Here is a 24,061-nt window from a genome sequence, read left to right as displayed (position 1 = left end):
GGCCTCTTGCCTGTTGTACGTACGGAAGGGGTGGACGCAAGCGCGGCGGGCCGCACCGCTTGCTCGTGGAGCGGCGGCGCGGCGGGCGCGGCGGCCTATATCCGTAGGACGGAGAGGCGGGTGAGGTCGGGCGGGTCCGGCGGTGGGTCCGGGCGGGTGTGCCGCAGTCGCAGCGCCGCCGCCGGGTCGGGGGGCAGTCCGCTGCGGGCCCGCGCGGCCCGCAGCAGGCGTGCGAAGGCCCAGGTACCCAGGACGGCGAGGCAGACGGAGGTCATGTCCATCCCGGAGCCGGTGCCGTGCGCGACCGGGGAAGGGGACGCGGCGGTGGCGGACGCGTGGTCTGCGGACGTGTGGTCTGCGGACGCGTGGTCCATCACCGGCGGCGGGGAGAAGGAGGCCGAGTGCCGCGGCGCGGCGTGTGCGGAGGTCCCGTCGGGGTGGCCGGTGCTGTGCATCGCCACGATCCCGGCGGCGAGCACGACGACGAAGAGGAAACGCCCGATCGCGCTCCCCGTCCGCATCGCCCAGCTGCTCACGTCCGGTGACTCCTCTCGCGTGGGAGCGTACCGAAAGGAGTCACCGGACGGCCCCTACGCCTCCACCCCGTCCGTCTCACGGGGGACGCCGAGCTGCGGCAGCTCCAGGTGCCGGCGGCCGCCGGGGGTGGTCAGTTCGCCGGAGTAGAGCAGGTCGCGGGCGTCCGCTCCCAGGGTGGTGAGCGCGTCCACGAGCAGGGCCGCGGCCTCGTCGGCCTGCTCGGGCCGGAGCGGCACGCGGGGGAAGCGGCGCTGCCAGAGGCCGCCGTGGGGGCGCCAGCCGAGGCCGGTGAGCCGCTCGGGGTCGGCCAGCTCCGCGTAGTTCGTGAACGCCTCGATCCGGAGGTCCTCCTGCTCGTTCCAGGCGCTGACGAAGCGCAGCGGGTCGCGGGCGCAGGACAGGTGCAGGATGAACCTGCCGAGGAAGGGGGGCACTCCGGCGCAGAGGGAGGCCAGTACGGCGCCCAGCCGCGTCCGTACGTCCGCCCAGTCCGCCACCGGCCGCTCGGGCCCGGGTGCGCACAGGTGCGTGGTGACCGGGCCGCGCCACAGGTCCGGCCGGCCGGGGCGGAACCCGGCGCCCGCGTCGGTGCTGAGCAGTTGGAGGACGACGCAGCCCTCGTCCAGCAGGACGGCCACGCTGCTGCCGGGGCGGTGCCACACCGCGCGGGGGCCCGGGCCCGACAGCCGGGTGGGCGCTGCGCCGAGGGTGCGGGCGGTGACCTCGCGGGCGGTCTGGGCGAAGTGCCACTCGTCGTTGTGGTCGTCGTCGTAGGCGATGCCGTAGGAGAGGTTGACCTCCAGGCCGAGCACCTGTTCGGGGTCCTCGGGCGCCACCGTCAGCACCCCGATGCCCTGGCGGGGTCCCTCGGGATGGCCGGCCACGGTCCACGCCACCTCCGGGCGCCGCCCTCTGGCCAGGTCCGGCGGGTGCTCCCCCGGCGCGACGGGGAGGAGGCGCCAGCCCAGGGTGTCGAGCGCGGCCCGCACCTCCGGCAGGCGCCAGCCGCCCATGTCGAGCGGCGTCAACTGATCGAGCAGGCGCTGGAACCTCTTCTCCGAGTCCCAGCCCCGGTATCCGTCCGTCGTCATCCCCGGACCCTACCGAGCGGTCCCGGGGAGATCACTTACCGGGTGCGGGGCGGGGGTTCACCGCACCGGTACGCGGGTGAGGTGGAAGGGGGGCTAGCCAACCCCTGGGCCCGCCGCCCCACCCGGCAGCCGCAGCGCCACCGCGTCCAGCAGCAGTTCCAGCGCGAAGGGATAGCCGCTCCCCTCCATCTCCGCCGCGAGCAGCGGCAGCGTCGCGGCCACGTGCGGGTGGGTGTCGGCCGGCAGTTCGCCGTACGCCGCCTGCCAGACCTCCTCGTCGGCCGCGCGGGCGTCCGCGGGCAGGGCTGCCGCGGCGGCGTCCTGGGAGGAGAAGGCCAGCGCCTGGTCGACGAAGGCGTGGTAGATCCGCACCGCCTCCCGGTCCGGGAAGCCCGCCCCGCGCAGCACGCCCAGGATGCGGTCCACCGCCACCGTCTCGTGCGCCCGCCCGGTCGTCCGGTGCGCGGACAGCAGCGCGGCCTGCGGATTGGACAGGTACGCGGCGTGGATGCGCCGCCCGATCCCGCGCAGGTCCGCCCGCCAGTCCCCGGTGGCCTCCCAGCCCTCCTGCGCCCGGCCGATCAGCTCGTCGGCCAGCGCCAGCAGCAGGTCGTCGGCGTTGCGGAAGTAACGGTAGAGCGAACTGGGGTCGCAGCCCAGCGCCGCCCCCAGCCGCCGTACCGACAGGGCCTGCGCGCCGTGCTGGGCGACCAGCCGCAGCGCCGTGTCGATGATCAGCCGCTGCGAGAGCACCGCGCCCTGCTTGGTCGGCCGGTGCCTGCGCCGCCGCTCCTCCGGAACCACCCGCTCGGCCATGCTCCGCCTCCTTGTGTCCGCCCGCCCCCGGGAAGCCACGATCCCAGGCCCCGCGTCTTATGACAACAGCATTGACATACACCGGCCCGGGGCAGTTGCATGACCGCCCAGCGCCCACCCCGTCCGGCCGTCGGCGCGTTCCCCCCTCGCCACCTCTCCTTCACGTCCTGGAGCACCACATGACCAAGGCCGATCTGGTCTTCACCCGCGGCCCCGTCCACACCGGCGACCCCGCCCGCAGCCGGGCCACCACCCTGGCCGTGACCGGGGAGCGGATCACCGCCGTCGGCCACGACGAGGTGCGCGGGCTGATCGGCCCGGACACCGAGGTCGTGGACCTGACCGGCCGGCTGCTCCTCCCCGGCTTCCAGGACTCGCACGTGCACGCGGTCTTCGGCGGCATGGAGCTGGCCGAGTGCGACCTGACCGAGACGGTCGGCGTCGAGGACTACCTGCGCCTCGTACGGGAGTACGCCGACGCGCACCCGGAGCGCGAGTGGATCACCGGTGGCGGCTGGTCCATGGAGAGCTTCGAGGGCGGCGTACCCACCCGCCGGCTGCTGGACGCGGTGGTCCCTGACCGCCCGGTGTGCCTGTCCAACCGCGACCACCACGGCGCCTGGGTCAACACCCGCGCCCTGGAGCTGGCCGGCATCACCGCCGCCACCCCCGACCCCGCCGACGGCCGCATCGAGCGCGAGGCGGACGGCACCCCCAACGGCACCCTCCAGGAGGGCGCCATCGGGATGATCACCGCGATCCTCCCGCCCAGCACCCACCAGGAGCGCCTGGCCGGCCTGCTGCGCGCCCAGGAGCTGCTGCACTCCCTGGGCATCACCGGCTGGCAGGACGCCCTGATCGGCACCTTCTCCGGCCGCCCCGACCCGGCCGACGCCTACCTGGCCGCCGCCCGCTCCGGGCAGCTCACCGCCCGCGTCACCGGCGCGCTGTGGTGGGACCGCGAGCGCGGCGCCGAGCAGATCGACGAGCTGCGCGCCGCGCGCGAGACGCTCAGCCACGGCCGCTTCCTGGCCCGCGCGGTGAAAATCATGCAGGACGGTGTGGCGGAGAACTTCACCGCCGCCCTCACCGAGCCCTACCTCGACGCCTGCGGCTGCCCCACCGGCAACTCCGGCCTCAGCTTCGTCGACCCGGTGGCCCTGCGCTCGTACGTCACCCAGCTCGACGCGGCCGACTTCCAGGTGCACTTCCACGCCCTGGGCGACCGCGCGGTACGCGAGGCGCTGGACGCGCTGGAGGCGGCGGTGGCGGCCAACGGTCGGCGCGGCAACCGCCACCATCTCGCCCACCTCCAGGTCGTCCACCCCGACGACCTGGCGCGCTTCGCGCACCTGGGCGCCATCGCCAACATCCAGCCGCTGTGGGCCGCCCACGAGCCGCAGATGGACGAGCTGACCATCCCCTTCCTGGGCCCCGAGCGCGCCCGGCGGCAGTACCCCTTCGGCTCGCTGCTGCGCGCCGGGGCGACCCTGGCGGCCGGCAGCGACTGGCCGGTCAGCAGCCCCGACCCGATCGCCGGCCTGCACGTGGCGGTCAACCGGCGCGAGCCCGGCAGCCGGGACGAGCGCGTCTTCCTGCCGGAGCAGCGCCTGGACCTGACCACCGCCCTCGCCGCCTACACCGCGGGCTCCGCGCACGTCAGCGGCCGGGACGACACCGGCAGCCTGCGCGCGGGCCACCTGGCCGACCTGGTCGTCCTGGACCGCGACATCCTCACCGCCCCGGCGGAGGAGATCGCCGAGGCGCGGGTGCTGCGCACCTACGTCGGCGGCTCCCTCGTGTACGGGGGCTGAACTCCGGCCGCTCAGGCCCGTACCGCTCCACCGCCGTCCCGCACCGCCGCACCACCCGACAGTTCCCTGCCGAATCCCGTGAAGGGGTGGTTTCATGCGTACGCCCAGAGTCCTCGCACTGATCCTCTGCGCCACCGCCGTCGCAGCCGCCGGCTGCTCCGGCGCGGACAAGCCGAAGGACAGGACCGCCGCCCCCGCCTACGAGGTCACACCGAGCTCCCCGGCGGCGAAGGGCCCGACCGGCACGGTGACCTGGTCGCTGTACGCCGAGCCCTACACGCTCGACTACGCCCTGGCCTACGACTACCCGCCCAACACGGTCCTCGCCAACGTCTGCGAGCAGCTGCTGCGCGTCACCCCGGACCTGAGGATCGAGCCGGGCCTCGCCGAGAAGTTCACCAACCCGGACCCCAGGACGTGGGTGTACACGCTGCGTTCGGGCGTCACCTTCCACGACGGCTCCCCGCTGACGGCCGACGACGTGGTCGCCTCCCTCAAGCGGCAGATGGACCCGAAGACCGGCTCGCCCTGGGGGACGACGTTCAAGAACGTCGACTCCATCACCGCGTCCGGCCCGCTGGAGGTGACGATCAGGCTCACCAAGCCCGACGTCCTCCTCAACGAGCTGATGGCCGCCTCCCCCGGCACCATCGAGTCCGCCGCCACCCTGGCCGCCGAGGGCAAGGACTACGGCACCCCCCAGGGCACGGTGAACTGCACCGGCCCGTACGCCCTGGACACGTGGACCCAGGGCGAGAGCGTCACCCTCAAGACGTACCCGCGGTACTGGGACAAGGCGCTCGTCCCCAAGAACGACGGGGTCGTCTTCACCTTCGTCGAGGACCCGGCGGCCCGCGTCAACGCCCTGCTGTCCGGCGACGCGGACGGCGGCTACCTGCTGCCGTCCTCCTCCTTCCCCCAGCTGCGCGACACCCCCAAGGGCACGCTCTACTTCGGCCCCAACACCGCCGCCGCCGACCTCTCCGTCCTCAACCTCAAGGGCGCCCTCGGCGACCTCACGGTCCGCCGCGCCCTGTCCATGGCCCTGGACCGCAAGGGCATCGTCAAGGCCGCCGCGGGCGGGATCGGCATCCCCGCGAAGGCCCCGACCGCCCGGGGCGCCTGGGCGCTCACGCCCGAGAGGACCGATGCGGTCTTCGACGGGCTGCCCGAGCTGACGTACGACCCGGCCGCCGCGAAGAAGCTGGTCACCGAGGCCGGCGCCACCGGCAGGAAGATCACCGTCGCCACCAGCTCGCTGGCGCCGGAGATCAGCGTCGTCGCCAACGCCGTCCAGGCGGCGGGCCGCCAGATCGGCCTGGACGTCACGCTCAAGCCGGTCGCCCCCGAGGCGTACAGCAGCATCTTCGTCGACCCCTCGGCCCGCGAGGGACTCGACCTGGTGATCACCAACGGGTACGACAACACCCCCGACCCGCTGGAGTTCTACCAGTACCTGCGCACCGGCGACTTCGGCAACTACGGCGGCTGGTCGAACGCCGAGTACGACGCCGTCTTCGACCGGGCGAACGCCGAGACCGACCCGGCCAAGCGCACCGAACTGACCGCGCAGCTGCAGAAGATCGCGGTGCGCGAGCTGCCGATCATCCCGCTGTACGAGGCCCCGTACCCGATGTTCCTCGGCAGCGGCGTCACCGGCGCCCCCACCGGCATCGCGCAGCTCTACTACCCGTGGGCCGCCTCGATCGGGGCCGCGAAGTAATGACCCGCTATCTGGCAGGCAGGCTGCTGGGCCTGGCCGCGGTGCTGCTCGTCACCTCCCTCGTGGTCTTCTCCACGGTGCACCTCGCGCCCGGCGACCCGGTGACCTTCCTCCTCCACGGCCGCCCGGCGACACCGCAGACGGTGGCGGCGCTGCGCGAGCAGTACCACCTGGACGACCCGCTGGCGGTGCAGTACGGAAAGTGGCTCGGCGCCGTCCTGCACGGGGACTTCGGCGTCTCGGCGCAGTACCACCAGAGCGTCACCTCGCTGCTGGCCTCCCGGCTGCCCGGGACCGGCCTGCTCGTCGGATACGCGGCCCTCCTGGTCGCCGGCCTCGGCGTGGCGGCGGGCATCGCCGCCGCGCTGCGGCCGGGCTGGGTGGACCGCGCGGTCCTCGTGGCCACGGGCGTGGCCACGGCGACGCCGCCGTTCGTCAGCGCCATCGCCCTGGTCTCGCTCTTCTCCGTGCAGCTGGGCTGGTTCCCCGGCCCCGGCGGTACGGCCGAGGGGCTGGGCGACCGGCTCTACCACCTCACGCTGCCGGCCGTCGCGCTGGCGGTCGCCTTCGCCGGGCTGCTCGCCCGCGTCACCCGCTCGGCGATGCTCGACCAACTCGGCCGCGAGCACGTGGAGGTGGCGCGGGCACGCGGCGCCGCCCCCGGCGCGGTGGTGCGCCGCCATGTGCTGCGCAACTCCCTGGGCCCCATCGCCACCGTGGCCGGCACCATGATCGCCGGCCTGCTGATCAGCACCTCGATCGTGGAGACCGCCTTCAACGTCTCCGGGGTCGGCTCCCTGCTGGTGCAGTCGGTGTCCGCCAAGGACTTCGCCGTCGTCCAGGCGATCACGCTGCTCAGCGTGGCGGCGTTCGTCCTCGTCAACCTGCTCGTGGACCTCCTGGTCCCGCTGATCGACCCCCGGCTGTCCCTCGACGGGGAGGCTTCCCGATGACCACCGCCCTTCCCCCCGGCGCGACCCCGGCCCCCGTGCCGGCCGCGCTCTCCCGCCGCCCCGGACTGGGCCGGCTGCGCGCCCTGGGCCAGGGGCCGCTGTTCACCGTCGCCGTCGGCGTGCTGGGCGTGCTCGTCCTGCTCGCCGTGCTCGCGCCGCTGGCGGCCCCGTACGACCCGGAGGCGGTAGACCTCTCCGCCAGCCTGGCCGGCAGCAGCGGCGAACACCTGCTGGGCACCGACCAGTCGGGCCGCGACGTGCTCTCCCGGCTGGTCCACGGCGCCCGTACCGGACTGCTCGGACCGCTGCTGGTGGTGGCCGTCTCCACCCTCGCCGGCACCCTGATCGGCACGGTCGCCGCCTGGCGCGGCGGCTGGGCGGACGCGCTGCTCTCGCGCTCGATGGACCTGGCCTTCGCGATCCCCGGCCTGCTCCTGGCGATCATGCTGGTCGCCGTGCTGGGTCCGGGCCTGACCCCGCCGGTCATCGCGATGGCGGTGGCCTACACGCCGTACGTCGGGCGGCTGGTCCGGGGCATCGCCCGGCAGGAGAAGGCGCGCCCGTACATCGAGTCCTACCGGGTGCAGGGCTGGTCGGGCTGGACGATCTGCCTGCGCCACCTGCTGCCCAACATCGTCCCGACGGTCTTCGCGCAGTCCGCGATGAACTTCGGGTACGCGCTGATGGACCTGGCCGCGCTCTCCTTCCTCGGCTTCGGGGCGCAGCCGCCCGCGGCCGACTGGGGAGCCATGATCAACGAGGGCCAACCGGCGCTCCAGCAGGGCGCGATGCTGCCCGCGCTGGCGCCCTCGGTGTGCATCGTGCTGGCGGTCGTGGCCTTCGGCATCGTCGGCGAGGGCCTCGCCGACCGGATCGCGAGGCGGGAGCGGTGATGACGACTGCGGTACTGGAGATCGAGGGACTGGACGTACGCCTGTCCGAGGGGCGGGCCGCGCGGCCCATCCTGGACGGGGTCTCGCTGCGGGTCGCGGCCGGGGAGACGGTCGGGCTGGTCGGCGAGTCGGGCTCGGGCAAGTCGGTGGCGTGCCGCAGCGTGCTCGGGCTGCTGCCCGGCGGCGCGGCGGCCTCCGGCGAGGTGCGGGTGGGCGGCCGGGACGTACTGGCCATGGACCGCGCCGAGTTGGCCCGTACCCGCGCCCGGCAGGTCGCCATGGTCTACCAGGACCCGCGCGCCTCGGTGAACCCGCTGCGCCGCGTCGGCGACTTCCTCACCGAGGGGCTGCGCGCCACCGGCGCCTCGGCCGCCGCGGCCCGCCAACGCGCCCTGGAACTCCTGGAGTCGGTCGGCATCCGCGACCCCGAGGGGGCGCTGCGCCGCTACCCGCACCAGTTCTCCGGCGGCATGCTCCAGCGCGTCGTCATCGCCGCCGCGCTGGCCGGCGAGCCCGAGCTGCTGGTGGCGGACGAGCCGACCACCGCGCTGGACGTCACCACCCAGGCGGAGGTCATCGCGATCCTCACCCGGCTGAAGGACGAGCGCGGCACGGGACTGCTCTTCGTCACGCACGACCTGGAGCTGGCGGCGGCGATCTGCGACCGGGTGTACGTGATGTACGCGGGCCGGATCGTGGAGACGGCGGCCACCGGCGAGCTGTTCGACACCCCGCGCCACCCGTACACGGCCGGCCTGCTGGCCAGCACCCCGCGTATCGAGGCCGGCGCCCCGCCCCCGCGCCCCATCCCGGGCCGCCCCGTCCCGCTCTCCGAGGCGCCGCCCGGCTGCGCCTTCGCGGCGCGCTGCGCGTACGCCCAGGAGCGCTGCACGCGGGAGAGCCCCGTACTGGAAGCGCACGGCGGGGCACTGGTCGCCTGCCACCGCGCGGACGAAGGGATCACGCTGTGACGACGCGGTCCGAGAGCCTCGTGGTCGAGGGGCTGAGCAAGCGCTACGGCGGTCATCCCGCCGTGGACGACGTGTCGTTCACGGTCGCGCCCGGCGCCTCGCTGGGCCTGGTCGGGGAGTCCGGCAGCGGCAAGACGACGACGGTACGGATGCTGGCCGGCCTGGAGCGCCCCGACGGCGGCACGGTCCGTATCGGCGCGCGCGACCGCTCGACACCGGCCCGGGGGCGGGCCGAGCGCCTGGCGCGGGCCCGCGAGGTGCAGATGGTCTTCCAGGACCCCTACCTCTCCCTGGACCCCCGGGTGCCGGTGGGCCGCTGCGTGGCGGAGGTCCTGCGCCTGCACTTCCCGCGCCTGAGCGACCACCGCGCCCGCGTCACCGAGCTGCTCGCCCAGGTCGGCCTGGGCGACCACGAGGCCGCCGCCCTCCCGGCCCGCCTCTCGGGCGGCCAGCGCCAACGGGTGGCCATAGCCCGCGCGTTGGCGGCCCGCCCGCGCTTCCTGATCCTGGACGAGGCGGTGGCGGCACTGGACGTCTCCATCCAGGCCCAGGTCCTGGAGCTGCTGAACACGATCCGCACCCGCGAGGGCATCGGCTTCCTCTTCGTCACCCACGACCTGGCGGTGGCCCGCCACACGACGGACGCCCTGCTGGTCCTGAAGTCGGGCCGGGCGGTGGAGCAGGGCCCCACCCCGCAGGTCCTCACCACCCCCGCCCACCCCTACACCCGCCTCCTCCTGGACTCCGTCCCCCACCGCGGCTGGGATCCGGCGGGCGCGGCGGCGGCGCGGCGGGCGCTGGAGGGGGTCTGAGGCGCCGGGCTATGGCAGGGCCGGTCCGGGCGGGCGCTCGTGGGCGGATCGCGTCGGCCCGCGGGGCAGCGTGACGGTGACGGTCAGTCCGCCGGACCCGCCGGGGCGGGCGGCGATGTCGCCGCCGTGGGCGCGGGCGACGGCCCGGGCGATGGACAGGCCCAGGCCCGCGCCCTTGGCGGTGACGAGCCGTTCCGTCCCCAGGCGGCGGAAGGGCTCGAACAGCGTGGGGATCTCGTACGGGGGGATCTCGGGGCCGGTGTTGGTGACCTCGATCTCGACGTGGCCGCGGTCCCGGACGCGGCTGACCACGCGGACCCGGCCGTCCTCGCCGGTGTTGTGGCGGATGCCGTTCTCCACCAGGTTGTGGACGAGCCGCTCAAGCAGCAGGGGATCCCCCGAGGTGGGGGCATGGCCTGCCTCCCCGTCCACGGTCACTCCGCGCCGGTGGGCCTCGGCGCCGGTCTGGCCGACCACATGGGTGACGACGTCGGCGAGGTCGACGGGGGTCAGCTCGGGGACGTGGTTCTCCGTACTGGCGAGGAGCAGCAGTCCGGTGATGAGCCGCTCGTGCCGGGAGTTGATCTCCAGGAGGTGTTCGCCGAGCTGTTTGACGTCGTCGGAGGCGGTCTTGCGGTGCATGGCCATCTCGACCAGGGAGCGGTTGAGCGTCAGCGGGGTGCGCAGCTCGTGGGAGGCGTTGGCGACGAAGCGGCGCTGGCCGTCGAAGGAGGCGTCGAGGCGTTCGAGCATGGTGTCGAAGCTGGTGGCGAGGTCCTTGACCTCGTCGTCGGCGGCGCCGGCCCCGCCGAGGGCGATGCGCTCGTGCAGGCCGCGGTCGGCGCTGGGGGCGGAGGCGATCCGGCGCGCGGTGGCGGTGACCTGGTGCAGCGGGGCCAGGACCCGGCCGGCGAGGAGCCAGCCCAGGCCGCCCGCGGCGGCGCCGACGACGCCCAGCGCGATGAAGCCCTGGGTGAGCAGGGTGGTGAGGGCGGCGTCGTTGATCCGGTTCTGCTCCTGCTCCTCGAACGTCGACTGCTCGAACGTCGACTGCTCGGGGGGCCGCTGCCCGTCGCGCGCCGGCGGCGGCGTACCGGTGCCTTCGCCGTGCACGCTGAGGCCGCTGTCCCCGCGGGTGAGCTGCTGGTTGAACAACGCGTAGGTGGCGCCGAGCAGCACCACGCCGGAGGCCAGGAACAGGCCGCCGTAGACCAGGGTGAGCCGAAGGCGCAGGGTGAGGCGGCGCGGGCGCAGCCGGGTCGGGAGGGCGCGCGGGCGCCGGGGGGCGGCGGCTGTCACGGGATGCGGTACCCCACTCCGGTGACGGTCTCGATGACGGGCGGATCGCCGAGCTTGCGGCGCAGTTTGAGGACGGTCACCCGGACCACTCCGGTGAACGGGTCGGTGTGCTCGTCCCATGCCTTCTCCAGCAGGTGCTCGGCGGAGACGGGGGCGCCCTGCGCCTGCAGCAGCTCGGCCAGCACCGCGAACTCCTTCTTCGCCAGCCCGACGGGCCGCCCGTCGCGGGTCACCCCGCGCAGGGTGGGGTCGAGGGTGATGCCGGCGCGGCTGAGGACGGGCGACGAGCTGGCCCGCGTACGACGGCCCAGGGCGAGGACCCGGGCGGCCAGCTCGGGGAGGGCGAAGGGCTTGGTGAGGTAGTCGTCGGCGCCCAGGGAGAGCCCGGCCACCCGGTCGCGGAGGTCCGCGGCGGCGGTGAGCATCAGCACCCGGGCCGGCGATCCGTCCTCGACGAGTCGGCGGCAGACGTCATCGCCGTGCACCAGGGGCAGGTCGCGGTCCAGTACGACGACGTCGTAGGAGTTGACCCACGCCCGCTCCAGGGCGGCGGCCCCGTCGTAGGCGACGTCGACCGCGTGCGCCTCGTCGCGCAGCCATTCCGCGATCGTGTCGGCGAGCAGCGGCTCGTCCTCCACCACCAGCACCCGCATTCCCGTGCTCCCCTCCGTCCGCACGGCCCTCCCCGGCCAAACGACGGAAGGGGCCCGGGGCGATGATCGGTGACACGCGTGTTCCTTTTCGTTAATGGTCACGCATCAGCCGGACTCCCGGGCCTGTTCGCCTCCTTCCGTACGACCGGAGGAGGCGGGTAACGGTGGGTTAACACGCGGGCCGGTTGCATCCCTCCTCAGGCGCCGGCATCGGACCGGCGGCACACGAGGAGATGACGTGATGCGTATCCGTACGCGCGCCGCCCTGGCGGCACTGCCCGTGGCCCTCACGCTGGCGCTGGCCGGCTGCGGCTCCGACGGCGGCGGGGACGACGGGGTCGCCTCGGCCGGCGACGGCCGGAAGGACCCCAAGGCCGCCGCCTCGCCCGGCCTGAGCCGGGACGAGATGCTCGTGAAGCTCGCGCAGTGCCTGCGCGAACACGGGGTGGATGTCGAGGACCCCAAGCCCGGCGAGGGGCTGGCAGTGCCCGTCGACGGCGGCGGGCAGGCGAAGGTCGACACGGCCATGGAGGCGTGCCGCGCCTTCGAGCCCCCGGCGCCCTCGGACGAGGACAACGCCAAGGAGCGCGAGCAGATGCTCACGTTCGCCCGCTGCATGCGCGAGAACGGGGTGGAGTCCTTCAAGGACCCCAAGCCGGGCGAGGGCGTCGACCTCGGACCGGAGCAGGCACAGGACCCGGACCTCAAGGCGGCCGAGAAGAAGTGCGGCGGGACCGGGGACACCAAGAGCAGCACGGTGGGACAGTGAGCAGCGGGGAGCAGGTCCTGGACGTCCAGGACGCGCAGGACGCGCAGGCACCGCCCGGCGAGCGTCGCGGCCGTCGGCGCGAGCGCCGCGTCAGGAAGATCACCATCACCGTGTTCGTCCTGGTCGCAGCCGGTACGGCCGCCGTCGCCACCCTCGATCCGGGCGGCGGCGACGACGGTCCGGGGGCTGGGGACCTGCCGCCCCGCACCGCCGAGGTGCGGCGGCAGACGCTCAAGGACATCCGCAGCGAGGACGGCAAGCTCGGCTACGGAACGGCCGTCTCCCTGTCGGGCCGGCTGCCCGGCACGTTCACCAGGCTGCCGAAGGCCGGTACGGAGGTCTCCCGCGGGCAGGCGCTCTACACGGTGGACAACCGGCCGGTGGTGCTGATGTACGGCACGCTGCCCGCCTACCGCCTGCTGAGGGAGGGCGTCGAGGGCCCGGACGTGAAGCAGTTGGAGGCCAACCTCGCCGCCCTCGGCTACACCGGGTTCACCGTCGACGAGGAGTACAGCGGCTACACCGCCCGGGCCGTCGAACGCTGGCAGGAGGACCTGGGGCTGCCGGAGACGGGCACCGTGGAACTCGGCCGGGTGGTCTTCACCGCCGGCGCCGTCCGTATCGACGGCGTCGAGGCCGCCGCGGGCGACGAGGCGGCGCCCGGCCAGAAGGTGCTGGCCTACACCAGCACCGGCAAGGCCGTCACCCTGGAACTGGGCACCGACGACCAGCACCTGGCCGCGAAGGGCCGCAAGGTCGGCGTCCGGCTCCCCGACAGCAGTACCGTCAACGGGAGGGTCACCGAGGCCACGACCGTCCTGAAGCCCGCCGAGCAGGGGCAGGAGGCGAAGACCGTCCTCGCCGTGGTCGTCGCCCCGGCGGACGCGAAGGCCCGCAAGGCCGCCGGCGCCTACGGGCAGGCGGGCGTGCACGTGGACTTCACCTCCGGTGAGCGCGCGAACGTACTCACCGTGCCGGTGGCGGCCCTGCTCGCGCTCGCCGAGGGCGGCTTCGGCGTGGAGGTCGTACGGGGCCGCGAAGCCGTGTACGTACCCGTCACCACCGGCCTGTTCGCGGGCGGCCGGGTGGAGATAGCCGGCGACGGCATCACCGAGGGCACCAGAGTGGGGGTACCCAAGTGATCACCCTGACGGATGCCACCAAGTCCTATCCCGGCGGTGTCACCGCGCTGGCCGGCGTGACCCTGTCCATCGGCCGCGGCGAACTGGTGGGCATCATCGGCCCCTCCGGCTCCGGCAAGTCCACCATGCTCCACCTGCTCGGCACCCTGGACCGTCCCACCACCGGCACCGTACGCATCGACGGCCACGACACCGCGGCGCTCTCCGACGCCGAACTCTCCGCCCTGCGGGCCCGGCACATCGGCTTCGTCTTCCAGCACTTCCACCTGGCGGCCAACACCCCGGCGCTGGACAACGTCGCCGACGGGCTCGTCTACACCGGACTGCGCGCCGGCGAGCGCCGCCGCCGGGCAACGGCCGTCCTGCACCGCGTGGGCCTCGGCCACCGCCTGGAGCACGAACCGCACGAACTGTCCGGAGGCGAGCGCCAGCGCGTGGCCATCGCCCGCGCCGTCGCCGGCCGGCCCGCGCTGCTGCTGGCCGACGAACCCACCGGAGCCCTGGACTCCGCCTCCGGGGCCGGCGTCATGCGGCTGCTGCGTGAACTGCACTCCGCCGGCACCACCGTCGTGGTCATCACGCACGAGCGGGAGATCGCCGCGGGCCTGCCCCGGCAGGTGCGGATGCGCGACGGACGTGTCATCGCCGACGCCGCCCGGGGCGCCGCGACCTCCTCCGCGGGGGTGCGCTGATGGCCGCCGCCATCCTGCGTCCGGCGCGACTGCACCCCGCCGACGTGGTCAGGATCGGCGCCGTGGGCCTGCGCACCCGGCCGTTGCGGGCCTTTCTGTCCGCGCTGGGCATCGCCATCGGCATCGCCGCCATGGTCGCCGTCATCGGCATCTCCACCTCCTCCCGCGCCGACCTCGACCGCACCCTGGCCTCCCTGGGCACCAACCTGCTCACCGTCAGCCCCGGCAGCACGATGGCCGGCGACAGCGCGAAACTGCCCGTCACCGCCGAGGAGATGGTCGCCCGGATCAAACCGGTCACCTCCACCTCCGCACTCGGCAAGGTCAGCGGCGCGGACGTCTACCGCAGCGAGAGGATCCCCAGGACCGACAGCGGGGGCCTCGCCGCCTACGCCGCCCGCACCGACCTGCGTGCCACCACCGGCGCCGTACTGCGCAGCGGCACCTGGCTCAACACCGCCACCAGCCGCTACCCGGCGGTGGTGCTCGGCGCCGACGCCGCCGACCGCCTGGGCATCGGCCATCTGGACCCCGACACCCAAGTCCTCATCGCCGGCCGCTACTTCACCGTCATCGGCATCCTGCGCCCGGCCCCGCTCGCCCCCGAACTGGACACCGCCGCCCTCGTCGGCTGGTCCGCCGCCCGGGCCGAACTCGGCTTCGACGGCCACCCCACCACCATCTACACCCGCAGCGACGACGCCGACGTCACGGACGTCCAGTCCGTCCTGGGCGCCACCGCGAACCCGCGGAGCCCCAGCGAGGTCAAGGTCTCCCGCCCCTCCGACGCGCTCGCCGCGAAGCAGGCCGCGAGCAAGGCCTTCACCGGCCTGCTCCTGGGCCTGGGCGCGGTGGCACTGCTGGTCGGCGGCGTCGGCGTCGCCAACACCATGGTCATCTCGGTCCTCGAACGCCGCGCGGAGATCGGCCTGCGCCGCTCCCTGGGCGCCACCCGTGGCCAGATCCGCACCCAGTTCCTGGCCGAATCCCTCCTGCTCTCAGCCCTCGGCGGCCTGGGAGGCGCACTCCTGGGAGCCGGCGCGACGACCACGTACACGCTCTACCAGAACTGGCCCACGACCATCCCACCCTGGGCAATGGCGGGCGGCCTCGCCACCACCCTGGCAATAGGCGCCCTGGCGGGCCTCTACCCCGCGGTCCGCGCCGCCCGCCTCTCCCCGACGGAGGCCCTGGCGACTCCTTGATGCGCTCTCCCCGCTCGACCACACCTGCCAGGGCGGCGGCGCCGTTCCCCCGCATCGGCGCCGCCGCCCACGCAGCGCACTTCTTCTCGACCTGCGGCTGTCCAGGACGAAAGAGGCTCACTCATAGCCGACAGCTGCGCTCATAGCCCGTGCGACGAACGTCCAGTCACCGCAAGTCGGCATCTCCAGCCCGACGTTGCGGTACCACCCCGGCGAATCCTTGATCCATGCGGCCAGTGCTTCCAGGTACGACTCGATCGTGGCGTTCTCCCACTCGGCACCTCGCGCGAGCAGGTCGTCGCGCAGAGCGAGGACGTGCGCCGCCAGAGCTTCGCGGGAGTCGACCTGGTGGGCCGGGAACTCCTCGACGGCTTCCCCGTCCAAGCGCGCCAGCACGTCGTTCGCCAGCACCCGGGCCGCCGTCGACAGCTCCCGTACCCGCGCGGCATCCGGGTGCTCCGCCGCCGCCTCCAACAGCCCAGCGGCCACCCGCCGCAACCCCCGGGCCAACTCCTCGACCCGGGCCTCGACATCGCGCTCACTCATACGCTCCCCCTGCATACGGCTGCGTGCAGTGTGCCCGAGCGAAACACGGCGCGACACCCCCGGACCCGCCGTGCACCGCCTCAACGTGGGCGCCGGGCTCAGACCTTGATGGCGGTGGCGCGCGGGCCGCACAGCGCGGCGAGGTCCTCGGGGTCGGAGGTGAGGAGCGTGACGGGGCCGGGGGCGGCGAGGGCGGTGGCGGCGAGGATGGCGTCGATGGCGCACTTGTGGCCGTGCAGTCCCGCGTCGGCCAGGAGTGCGGCCGCGTGGCGGGCGATCGGTTCAGTGACCGGTTCGACGACGAGGCGGGACAGGGTCCATTCCAGAGCCGGCCGGTTGATGCGGGGGTGGACCACCTCGACGAGGGTGGCGGCGGAGGTGACGACGCGGAGGTCGTCGGCGCGGGCCAGCGCGAGCCAGCCGGTGACCGTACGGTCGCGCAGCACGGCCTTGGCCAGTCCCTCGCTGTCGAGGACGAGGGTGCCACCAGGGGCGGCGGGGGAACGCGTCACGCGGCGTCCGCCTCGCCGGGGGACTGCCCCCGCCGGGCCTGGTGGAGCTGGTCGCGCAGCGCCTGGACCTCATCGTCGGCGATGGGCCCGTGCTCGGCCTCGGCAACGCCGATGAGTTCGTTGAGGTTGTCACGCTCGATCTGCCGGGCAACGGCCGCGGCAACATAGGCGGAGAGCCCGGAGGGCCCACTGCGCCTCCGGGCAGCTTCCGCGACATCGCGCGGCATGGTGATCGAGTACTTACCGGTAGGCTCGCTCATGCCCCCTATCCTACTTCTCATCCTCCTACAGAGGGGTGGGTCATTGACCGGCGGCAGCCGAGGCAGGAAACGACAAAGAGCCGGACCCAGTGGGACTGGGTCCGGCTCTTTGTGTGTGGCACTTCTGCTGGTCAGCGGCTTGATCTCGCCGTTCCGGCGTCTGTGCCCCCGGCAGGATTCGAACCTGCACACACGGCTCCGGAGTCCGGTTCGGTTCTTGGCATACTCGCAGTTCGGACGCTTGTCGAGATCTCTAGCCGTAATGGTCATCCCGTGCATGTCCCGCGAGATCGTGATCATGATGAGGTGGGTTCCAGGGAGTTCGATGAAGATTGGGTCGAAGCATCACAGCGCAGTTTGGGGTAGCGAAGGAGTCGACCAGTCGACCGCTCCCCGGCAATCGCGCGCGAGTCATCATGCGCACATGTGACGTGTCAGACCTTCATGGCACAGCGCCTGATCATGGACATGAACGAGTTCTGGGAGTTGGTTGAGTCGGCGCGCGCAAGCAATCAGCGCTCGGGGGTAATCGTCGCCGACACCCTCATCGGACTGGGGCGCGACTGGTACGAGCGAGCCGCGGCCGCTCCCGACAGCCTTGCCGATCACCCCGCGGTGATCGAAGCCGCGGCCAGCGGAAGTGACGAGGCTGTGTTCCTTGAAGCGATCAACTACGTGGCCAGCGATGCCTTTGCACGGCAGACAGGCGATGTAGAGGACTTTTACCTAGCGTGGGACCGGTATCATTCCGCGCGCCAGGACAGCAGTGAATCGCAGATCGACATGGGGAAAGACTTCGATTTTGACGATGTTGACGAGATGCGACGGCGCCTGCCGCAGCTGACCGCGCTCTTCTACCGTTGACGGCAACGCCCCCAACACGCTTTCCAACTGTCCGTACGGTGGTCCGCCGTTGTTCGTGGCCGTATCCACATGCATGTAAGACGGCGCACCTGGATGGCAGCGAACCTCGGTGACCGGGGGTGTAGTGGACAAGGAAGTGGACAACGGGCAGCGACCCGAGCCAGCGAGCCGGCTATCGGCGCGACGTGGACCGGTTGCGCCGGAGCAGCTCCTGCATGTGCATCTGCTTGAGGTGGTAGTGCACGCCGGAGGTGCTCCGCATGCCGACCGCGTCGGTGATCTCTCGCAAGGTCGGCGGTGTGTCGTGCTCTTGTGTGTACTGCCGGATGAACTTCAGGATCTGTGCTCGCCGTGCGGTCGGCGGGACTGGGCTTGCGGTCATGCTCGGCTCCCCTTATCGGGTCGGGCTAGTTCCGGCAGCGCCATGCGGGCCGCGGGTGCCCGGCCGGCGTGCGTGGTCCAGTACGGGTGGGTGGAGACCTGCACGCTCAGCCGCTGCAACCGTCGCCGGAGCACCGTGGTCTGACTCGGTCCGTCGATGCGGTCCGCAAGCTGTCGGTAGACGGCGTACCAGGCACGCTGGCCCGCCACGAGGCCGTCGGGGAACATGTGCGCCACGCCTCAGATTCAAGCATGTGTTCGATTTCTAGTGCAGCACACGCACGGGTGAACCACGGGGTGGGATCTTCTCAGCGCTGGCGCAGGCGCCGGGCGAAGCGACGTACGGCAATCTCGCGGCGAAGCATCGGGGCGGCGTAGAACGTGGCGATGACCAGGGTTGCCGTGATCGCGAATGCCAATCAGAAGCCGAGCCATTCACGGAGCACCAGGACAACGCCGATGAGCAGCAGCAACGCGACCGCGACCGCTACACGTTGGCCGTCTTCCATCGCATCACCCCCTGCTCGAATCGCGCCTTCCCTGCCGTTCGCTGTCCATGCGGGTGATGCCCAGACTCAGGATGACCTCTGATTACAAGCTCAAACCAGGGTGGACATTGAAGGCCAAACTGGGCCAGGCGGAGGTTCCGAGACGCCACGGATGGCGTGGTCGGCCACCACGCTTGCTGTACATCGCTGCGATACGAGCCTGAAGTACACCAGGATCAATTAGGGGATATCACACAAACGGAGCAAACGGTTCAGGTGCGCCAAAGGCCAGTGCGATGTCGGCCCTGAGTGAGATACTCGCCAGGTGCACACATTGATCATTTCTGCGGATCAACAGAGCAGCTTAACGGCGATGACTCCGGCGGCAATCGTTGCTGGATGCGCTCTGGTTTTTACCGTCGTAACCTTCTGGCTACTCAACGCCTATCAAGGCAATCTCAAGTCCTGGGAACCGCAGTCGTTTTCTGCCGCCATTACAAGCAGTCTGGCACGCTTGCGACTTCCTCTCGTGTTGTACAACACGGGAGCAAAGCCCATCGTAATCCTCGATTTGAGAGTGACCTTTCCTGACGGAGGGCAATCTGTCGGGACATTGCAATGGCAGGCTGCTTGCACTCAGCTTCGCCCAAAGCAGGGCGAGGATCGAAACATGAAATCCTCCTTCGCAATTTCTGGCCGTGCGGCCGAGCAGGTTTTCATAGAGTTCGGCGCAGATTTTCCAGCCTTCATTCCAGAAGTCCGCGATTACGTGGCGCGGGTCGAAGTGAAGGTTGGACATAAAGAAGGATGGCAAACTCTTATTGATTTCACGCTCCGCATCCCTCACATCCGGTATCCGGATTCGTACATCACATACGACAACTCTTCCCGTGAGGTGGCACAAGAAGAGCGCGACTCTCTTGAGGCCGCATTCGGGAAACTACGGTCAGGCGTTTAAAGGCGAGGCGGCGAGAACGGGATCGAGCCGCCAAGTTTATTCATAGCTCATGACCGTTGCGTAGATGCAAGGAGTCCATATGCCTGTTCCCGCTCTTCCTCGCTTTCTATACCTCGACGAAAAATCACTCAGCAACTACCTATCCGTTGTTGAGGGAGGAATCTCCGATCAATCAACAACGAGGAGATCGCAGACGGAGGAACGAAGAGGAGTTGGCCCGGATCTGTCGGAAGAGAGATCAGTAAACGAAGAGCGTGAGATGATCGTGCGCGAGACGCCGAGTCATCAATTTACGCGCCTGATTCGTGCACTTGATGCCGATCCCGAGAGATGGAACTACGTGGACGTGGCGGACCTGTCCGCATCATTCGATTCGTTGTCCGTAGGGCAACTGATCAGCGTCACTGTCGAGATCGAGGTGCCTCCAACAATTCAGCTACTGAGTCAGCCCGAGCAGTTGAGTCAGATGCTCGATATGCTAGGAGCCTTCAGGTCAATTGCCCCAGTGATGGGGCATTCCGCAGACGACCTTCCGGGCCAGGAAGAAGTGCGCGCCATGCGAGACATGACAGGCGTAATTCAATCTGACGTGGTCATCGTAGGCGATCAAGAAGAAGATGGTCCAAAGGTAGCTGGAAAGTTGAGCAAGGACTACGTGGGCGAAACCCTTGAGGGCGAAGTTTGCGTAGTGGGCAAGATCGCAAGAAGGTGGCGAGTTGGGGAAAGCCATTACCTTCTTGCGCTGCCAGGCGCCTCACTGATGAATCGCAGCCAAAGGCGGCGGGCCGAAAGTGAGCCGACTTCAAATTCGGACGAGACAACGCTACGCGGCCCAGCTTTCACGATGGATATTCTAGCGATCTATCGCTAGCGGCACTAAAAGGCCGGCGGTTCGAGACTTGGGCTGAAGCTGCTCGGTAACGTGGCATGCCACTGCGGTGGATCAAGTGGAGGGCGTGAATGGCAATAGGTAATACGGCACGCAAAGTTCTATGGGCACGCTCATCTGACCTGTGCGCATTTTCGGGGTGCAATCAGCGACTCACGGTCAATCTCCATGATGACGGTTCACAAGTGTTGGAGGCTGCCGGAATCCCACTCGGGGAAGAGGCTCACATAATTTCAGGCAGCAAGGATGGTCCCAGATTCGATAGCGCGTACCCTGCAGATAATATAGATTCCTACGAGAACCTCATTTTGCTATGCCCAACTCACCATCGTCTCATCGACAAGAGGGATGGTATGGGTTATTCGGTCGAAACTCTCAGACGCATGAAAGCCGACCACGAGGCGGCACAGTACGGGCTTAAGGATGTCCAGGAGCATCACCGAGAAGAGATCGAACTTCGGGTACTTGCTCTGACTGAAACCTGGGCCCAAAAGGCAGGGTTGAACGATTGGCAGGGACTCACTTGGAGGCTGAACACTCCCGTTCCCAGGCTTTCAGAGACCGAGATTGATCGTCTCACAGAGCTGGCTGAGTGGGTTGCTACTCGATATTTCCCCGGTCAGCACCCCGAAGTTAAACGGGCGTTTGATAACTATGCTTACGCTCTGAGCGACGTTGTCAACCACATCCGATCCTCCATGGAGCCCATTATTGGAAGGGAAGGCGTGTGGGAGATTTATCGGGAATACAAGCACCGATATATGAGCCAGCCGGAGTATGACGCCGCCCTAAAGGACTTTCATTGGCGTACCGACGTTCTGTACGAACTGTCGTTGGAACTCACGAAGGCCACCAACTACGTCTGCACCGCAGTTCGATCCGAAATTGACCCGCTATATAGATTCGAGGAAGGCATACTTCCTCATCGCATAGGAGATGGGGTATTCGTGAATCGATTTACTCGCGAAGAATACGATGATGAGGCGCTGAGTCATGCCCGACCTTATCCGGGGATAGAGGCAATACAAGCCAGGGTGAGGGAGCAAGGAGGCGCGAGCCGCTAGCACTTTAAGTCATCGGAGTTTTGTAGACCGACAGCGTCGAAGGAGCTCTTCCGTGGACAGTACTCATGAGCTGGGTCCAGGGACAACGTCGCTGGTCATCGCTATCCCCTCGGGACAGAGACGGTACCGCGCGGCCGGTGCGGAGAGACTTTGGCCGAGAGTTGCGATGGGGCGGGAGAGCAGAAGGGCCTAAGCTGACCGGCGACTCCAGCGCGCCGGACTCTACGTTACGAACCTACGTGGTGTTGCGTACTACCAGGCGGCGGCAAAGCAGCCTGATCTACGCCCAGGCCAGCCGTTGCGCTTGGCGCCTGAGCCTGACAACCCCCACGACGCCTACGCTGTAGCGGTCTACCCCAACCGGGGCAACGGACCGATTGGCTACGTCAATAAGCAGAAAGCTCGTGTTTGGTCCCGATTGATCGCTGAGGGAGTGCAACTCTCGGCAGTGAGCCTGAGGGGGACGGGACCGGGAGTGAAGTGCGAGGCAGTGGCCGTTCTGGCGGGAGTTGCTGCACTGAGCTGTGGCGAAGTGGCGAAGCGGCTTGCCTGACCGCCGGCTTGGTCCCCTCGGTTCCCCGTGGTTCCTCGCACGATCTGGCACGGTTGTGGCACGGGTATCGGACGCTGCGGTTGCGACAGCGAGCCTCCGGATCGATCAAGCGCTGAAGAGCAGCAGATACGGCGAATGGCGGCCTCCGCCCAGCACTATCGGCGACCATGGGACGATCCGAAGAGGTTGCACGAGAGGCATCAACTCATCGGGCGCGAGCCACACGGGAGCTGACAGTGGACCCTCAAACGACCGGGGCGCTTCTCGCTGGCGGATTTGCCCTTGTGGGCAGTTTCGGAGGCGTGCTCATCAGCGGAAGCCTTGCTCGACGCGCGGATGAGAGACGTCTGGCGGCAGAAGACGAGCGTCGCTGGCTGACTGATCGGCGGGCGAGCTACTCAAGCTTTCTTGGGCTTGCCGAGTCGATGTTGAAGGAGATCGACAGTGTGGCGGCCTTCTTGTCGTACGACGGCGAGCAGCCGATCGCCGACGACAACGAGGAGTTGATCGTCGAGGGGTTGGCTGACTACCTTGTGAAGTGGGACGAGGCTCTTCAGCCAGCGTTGGGAGAGGTGGAACTGCTGGCAACCCCGGGGGTGGCAGATCTTGCGGGCAGGGTGTCGGGCGCGCTCCTGGAATTGACTAGCTATGTCGAGACTCGACGTGCGTTTACGGAGTACTACCCATCCTGGTTCCAGGCCCAAGACCTGGTGGAGGTGCTGAAGAACGCCATGCGCGTCGAACTCGGTGTTTCCGCAACGCTCAAGGACGCGACGCTCGGCCGTCGGTCGACAGAGTGGCCCTGGCTCCCTGACCGGCCACCTCGTGAGGCCTATTTCCAAGGGCACAGTAGACATGACTCACCGAGGCCTAGCGGCTCGCCCGGACGGCCGGCCGCTCAGTAGCCGTCGCCACGTCGGCCAAACTGGCCGGAAAACCGTCATGGCAGCGATGTCACCGTGGGTTCAAATTCCACCGCCTCCGCACTGTGAGCAGCGAGAATAGCCCCTGCCCTGGATGCTTCGGTCGGGGGCTGTTCTCGGGTCCGCGCGCTGTGGCTGCCCGCTGTTCCACGTGGTTCCCCGCTCGATCGGGCACGGTTGGGGCACGGCCACCTTCTGATCCGTAGCTCTATGCAGACTTGGTCATTGACGGTCACACCAGCTAGGCAATCGCCCTGAACGGACGCCATCGGTTGACGCCGGTTGCTGTACTCCGCTGCTGTATGGCCGACGGCCCGAAGCGGACGACTCAGGCTTGATCGTGCGCCACGCCGCATGGCCATCCAGCGAGCGGCCTCTTACTCCCACCGGTTCGGCTTGCGCCTCGGAGCGCCCCTGGGCACCACCGCTGTCGTGCAGGACAGCTCTACGACCTTCCTGCTGATGCGGCTAGACAGATTGGCTAAAGCTGGATCATACGGGCACCAGGTGACCATTTATAAATTGCGCCATAGAAAGGTTAGGGCTCATGACAGCATGGCCTTATGGATGGCGGAATCGCGGCACTCCTCGGAGCGGTAGTTGGCGTCTCAGGGACGCTTGGATCTGCATGGTTGGGATATCAGGCCTCCCGGAGGCAGATAACGGATGGAGCTGCACTATCACATGCGACTCGACTACGGGAGGAGCGACGTGAATCCTACCTCTCATACATTTCCACTACTGAACAATTGGAGCTTCTTCTAATGCAATTTAACCCGATAAATTGCACATCCCTGCAGGATGTCCCGAACGCAGATTCAGAAGGATTCGACTGGGAACTTATCTCCCGAGTATCTCGCGAGCCGCAGGACGTGCAGCATGCCATGTTCCAAGCAGTCAGCAGGGTTGACCTGGCGGGACCCAGCTCTGTCGCAAAACATTCAGGAGATGCCTGGCTACACCTATTGGCAGCGCGCGACATAATGGATTCAATAGCGTCATCAAGAGAATTTCCGGAGAGGCATCTTACTCAACTTAAGATCGAGATTTCCGCCTTCCAAGACGAGCATCATCTATTCATGCAGAGCGCTGAAAAAGCGCTACAAAAGCCGCTCCTTGGCGAATCCGAAACTTCGTAGCGAGAGGCTGGCGGAGCGGCTTTGGTTGGGATTCCTTCCCTATAGTTGGGCTGCGCTTTAGAGGATGTCTCACGTGGTGAGCTTCGCGAGTCTCTTGTAGCAGGTGAGGGCTGC

The 24,061-nt window shown here is 69.4% G+C and carries 24 protein-coding genes and 1 pseudogene; 16 read left to right on the top strand and 9 right to left on the bottom strand.

What is annotated here, in order from left to right:
* Positions 1-95: 95 nt before the first annotated feature.
* The 3 genes from ACFQLX_RS20585 to ACFQLX_RS20575 form a co-directional block, all read right to left on the bottom strand.
* Positions 96-536, bottom strand: coding sequence for a DUF6153 family protein (locus ACFQLX_RS20585; RefSeq protein WP_386417273.1), 441 nt, complete (start codon positions 534-536; stop codon positions 96-98).
* Positions 537-590: 54 nt separating this feature from the next.
* Entirely contained in the window at positions 591-1,628 is a 1,038-nt protein-coding gene (locus ACFQLX_RS20580; protein WP_386417271.1) for a TY-Chap domain-containing protein, read from the bottom strand.
* Between the two features lie 93 nt (positions 1,629-1,721).
* Entirely contained in the window at positions 1,722-2,444 is a 723-nt protein-coding gene (locus ACFQLX_RS20575) for a TetR/AcrR family transcriptional regulator (RefSeq protein ID WP_386417269.1), read from the bottom strand.
* A 179-nt stretch (positions 2,445-2,623) separates the two neighbouring features.
* On the opposite strand from ACFQLX_RS20575, the gene ACFQLX_RS20570 reads away from it, so the two are divergent.
* The 6 genes from ACFQLX_RS20570 to ACFQLX_RS20545 all read left to right on the top strand — a co-directional run bounded on the left by ACFQLX_RS20570 (position 2,624) and on the right by ACFQLX_RS20545 (position 9,610).
* On the top strand, positions 2,624-4,258 hold the full coding sequence (locus ACFQLX_RS20570) for an amidohydrolase (RefSeq protein ID WP_386417268.1): 1,635 nt from the start codon (positions 2,624-2,626) through the stop codon (positions 4,256-4,258).
* Positions 4,259-4,352: 94 nt separating this feature from the next.
* Entirely contained in the window at positions 4,353-5,981 is a 1,629-nt protein-coding gene (locus tag ACFQLX_RS20565; protein WP_386417267.1) for an ABC transporter substrate-binding protein, read from the top strand.
* Positions 5,981-6,934: an ABC transporter permease gene (locus ACFQLX_RS20560; RefSeq protein ID WP_386417266.1), complete on the top strand. Its 954-nt coding sequence runs from the start codon at positions 5,981-5,983 to the stop codon at positions 6,932-6,934. The genes ACFQLX_RS20565 and ACFQLX_RS20560 overlap by 1 nt, the downstream gene beginning before the upstream one ends.
* Entirely contained in the window at positions 6,931-7,827 is an 897-nt protein-coding gene (locus ACFQLX_RS20555; RefSeq protein ID WP_386417264.1) for an ABC transporter permease, read from the top strand. Before ACFQLX_RS20560 ends, ACFQLX_RS20555 begins: the two co-directional genes overlap by 4 nt.
* Positions 7,827-8,798: an ABC transporter ATP-binding protein gene (locus ACFQLX_RS20550; RefSeq protein WP_386417262.1), complete on the top strand. Its 972-nt coding sequence runs from the start codon at positions 7,827-7,829 to the stop codon at positions 8,796-8,798. The genes ACFQLX_RS20555 and ACFQLX_RS20550 overlap by 1 nt, the downstream gene beginning before the upstream one ends.
* On the top strand, positions 8,795-9,610 hold the full coding sequence (locus ACFQLX_RS20545) for an ABC transporter ATP-binding protein (RefSeq protein WP_386417260.1): 816 nt from the start codon (positions 8,795-8,797) through the stop codon (positions 9,608-9,610). The genes ACFQLX_RS20550 and ACFQLX_RS20545 overlap by 4 nt, the downstream gene beginning before the upstream one ends.
* Positions 9,611-9,619: 9 nt before the next feature.
* Here the strand turns inward: ACFQLX_RS20545 and ACFQLX_RS20540 are convergent, their stop codons facing one another.
* A complete protein-coding gene (locus ACFQLX_RS20540) occupies positions 9,620-10,909 on the bottom strand; it encodes a sensor histidine kinase (protein ID WP_386417259.1) in 1,290 nt (429 codons plus the stop codon).
* Positions 10,906-11,562 carry a response regulator transcription factor gene (locus tag ACFQLX_RS20535; RefSeq protein ID WP_386417257.1) on the bottom strand — a complete coding sequence of 219 codons (657 nt, stop codon included), beginning with the start codon at positions 11,560-11,562 and terminating at the stop codon, positions 10,906-10,908. The genes ACFQLX_RS20540 and ACFQLX_RS20535 overlap by 4 nt, the downstream gene beginning before the upstream one ends.
* Before the next feature lie 241 nt (positions 11,563-11,803).
* Here ACFQLX_RS20535 and ACFQLX_RS20530 point away from each other — a divergent pair, with 241 nt between their 5' ends.
* From ACFQLX_RS20530 to ACFQLX_RS20515, 4 genes are read left to right on the top strand one after another with little or no spacing between them, the layout of a single operon-like run.
* Positions 11,804-12,331: a hypothetical protein gene (locus tag ACFQLX_RS20530; protein ID WP_386417255.1), complete on the top strand. Its 528-nt coding sequence runs from the start codon at positions 11,804-11,806 to the stop codon at positions 12,329-12,331.
* The gene (locus ACFQLX_RS20525) at positions 12,328-13,473 is read left to right on the top strand and encodes a peptidoglycan-binding protein (protein WP_386417253.1); all 1,146 of its coding nucleotides are present in this window, start codon (positions 12,328-12,330) and stop codon (positions 13,471-13,473) included. The genes ACFQLX_RS20530 and ACFQLX_RS20525 overlap by 4 nt, the downstream gene beginning before the upstream one ends.
* Positions 13,470-14,165 (top strand): ABC transporter ATP-binding protein, encoded by a 696-nt coding sequence (locus ACFQLX_RS20520; protein WP_386417251.1) that lies wholly within the window; start codon positions 13,470-13,472, stop codon positions 14,163-14,165. The genes ACFQLX_RS20525 and ACFQLX_RS20520 overlap by 4 nt, the downstream gene beginning before the upstream one ends.
* The gene (locus tag ACFQLX_RS20515; protein ID WP_386417249.1) at positions 14,165-15,370 is read left to right on the top strand and encodes an ABC transporter permease; all 1,206 of its coding nucleotides are present in this window, start codon (positions 14,165-14,167) and stop codon (positions 15,368-15,370) included. The genes ACFQLX_RS20520 and ACFQLX_RS20515 overlap by 1 nt, the downstream gene beginning before the upstream one ends.
* A 117-nt stretch (positions 15,371-15,487) precedes the next feature.
* Here ACFQLX_RS20515 and ACFQLX_RS20510 read toward each other — a convergent pair whose 3' ends face one another.
* The 3 genes from ACFQLX_RS20510 to ACFQLX_RS20500 all read right to left on the bottom strand — a co-directional run bounded on the left by ACFQLX_RS20510 (position 15,488) and on the right by ACFQLX_RS20500 (position 16,688).
* Entirely contained in the window at positions 15,488-15,916 is a 429-nt protein-coding gene (locus ACFQLX_RS20510) for a DUF7660 family protein (protein WP_386417247.1), read from the bottom strand.
* Positions 15,917-16,014: 98 nt separating this feature from the next.
* Positions 16,015-16,428, bottom strand: a complete 414-nt coding sequence (locus tag ACFQLX_RS20505; protein WP_386417246.1) for a PIN domain-containing protein — start codon at positions 16,426-16,428, stop codon at positions 16,015-16,017.
* Positions 16,425-16,688, bottom strand: a complete 264-nt coding sequence (locus tag ACFQLX_RS20500; RefSeq protein ID WP_386417244.1) for a CopG family transcriptional regulator — start codon at positions 16,686-16,688, stop codon at positions 16,425-16,427. The genes ACFQLX_RS20505 and ACFQLX_RS20500 overlap by 4 nt, the downstream gene beginning before the upstream one ends.
* Positions 16,689-17,114: 426 nt before the next feature.
* On the opposite strand from ACFQLX_RS20500, the gene ACFQLX_RS20495 reads away from it, so the two are divergent.
* Positions 17,115-17,552 carry a DUF4240 domain-containing protein gene (locus tag ACFQLX_RS20495; protein WP_386417242.1) on the top strand — a complete coding sequence of 146 codons (438 nt, stop codon included), beginning with the start codon at positions 17,115-17,117 and terminating at the stop codon, positions 17,550-17,552.
* 172 nt (positions 17,553-17,724) lie between these two features.
* Here ACFQLX_RS20495 and ACFQLX_RS20490 read toward each other — a convergent pair whose 3' ends face one another.
* A complete protein-coding gene (locus tag ACFQLX_RS20490) occupies positions 17,725-17,934 on the bottom strand; it encodes a LexA family protein (RefSeq protein ID WP_386417241.1) in 210 nt (69 codons plus the stop codon).
* Positions 17,935-18,746: 812 nt separating this feature from the next.
* Here ACFQLX_RS20490 and ACFQLX_RS20485 point away from each other — a divergent pair.
* The 5 genes and pseudogenes from ACFQLX_RS20485 to ACFQLX_RS20465 all read left to right on the top strand — a co-directional run bounded on the left by ACFQLX_RS20485 (position 18,747) and on the right by ACFQLX_RS20465 (position 22,790).
* A complete protein-coding gene (locus ACFQLX_RS20485) occupies positions 18,747-19,379 on the top strand; it encodes a hypothetical protein (RefSeq protein WP_386417240.1) in 633 nt (210 codons plus the stop codon).
* 79 nt (positions 19,380-19,458) lie between these two features.
* Complete coding sequence (locus tag ACFQLX_RS20480; protein ID WP_386417238.1) at positions 19,459-20,250, top strand: DUF6414 family protein; 792 nt, start codon at positions 19,459-19,461, stop codon at positions 20,248-20,250.
* An 89-nt stretch (positions 20,251-20,339) separates the two neighbouring features.
* Positions 20,340-21,332, top strand: a complete 993-nt coding sequence (locus tag ACFQLX_RS20475; RefSeq protein WP_386417237.1) for an HNH endonuclease signature motif containing protein — start codon at positions 20,340-20,342, stop codon at positions 21,330-21,332.
* A gap of 229 nt (positions 21,333-21,561) precedes the next feature.
* Positions 21,562-21,885 (top strand): annotated as a pseudogene (locus ACFQLX_RS20470) (HIRAN domain-containing protein); the annotation flags it as partial.
* Between the two features lie 236 nt (positions 21,886-22,121).
* Positions 22,122-22,790, top strand: coding sequence for a hypothetical protein (locus ACFQLX_RS20465; protein WP_386417235.1), 669 nt, complete (start codon positions 22,122-22,124; stop codon positions 22,788-22,790).
* Positions 22,791-24,061 lie beyond the last annotated feature (1,271 nt).

This window comes from Streptomyces polyrhachis (assembly GCF_042663125.1).
GTDB classification, from domain to species: Bacteria; Actinomycetota; Actinomycetes; order Streptomycetales; family Streptomycetaceae; genus Streptomyces; species Streptomyces polyrhachii.
This window is presented reverse-complemented; position numbering and strand designations above follow the sequence as displayed.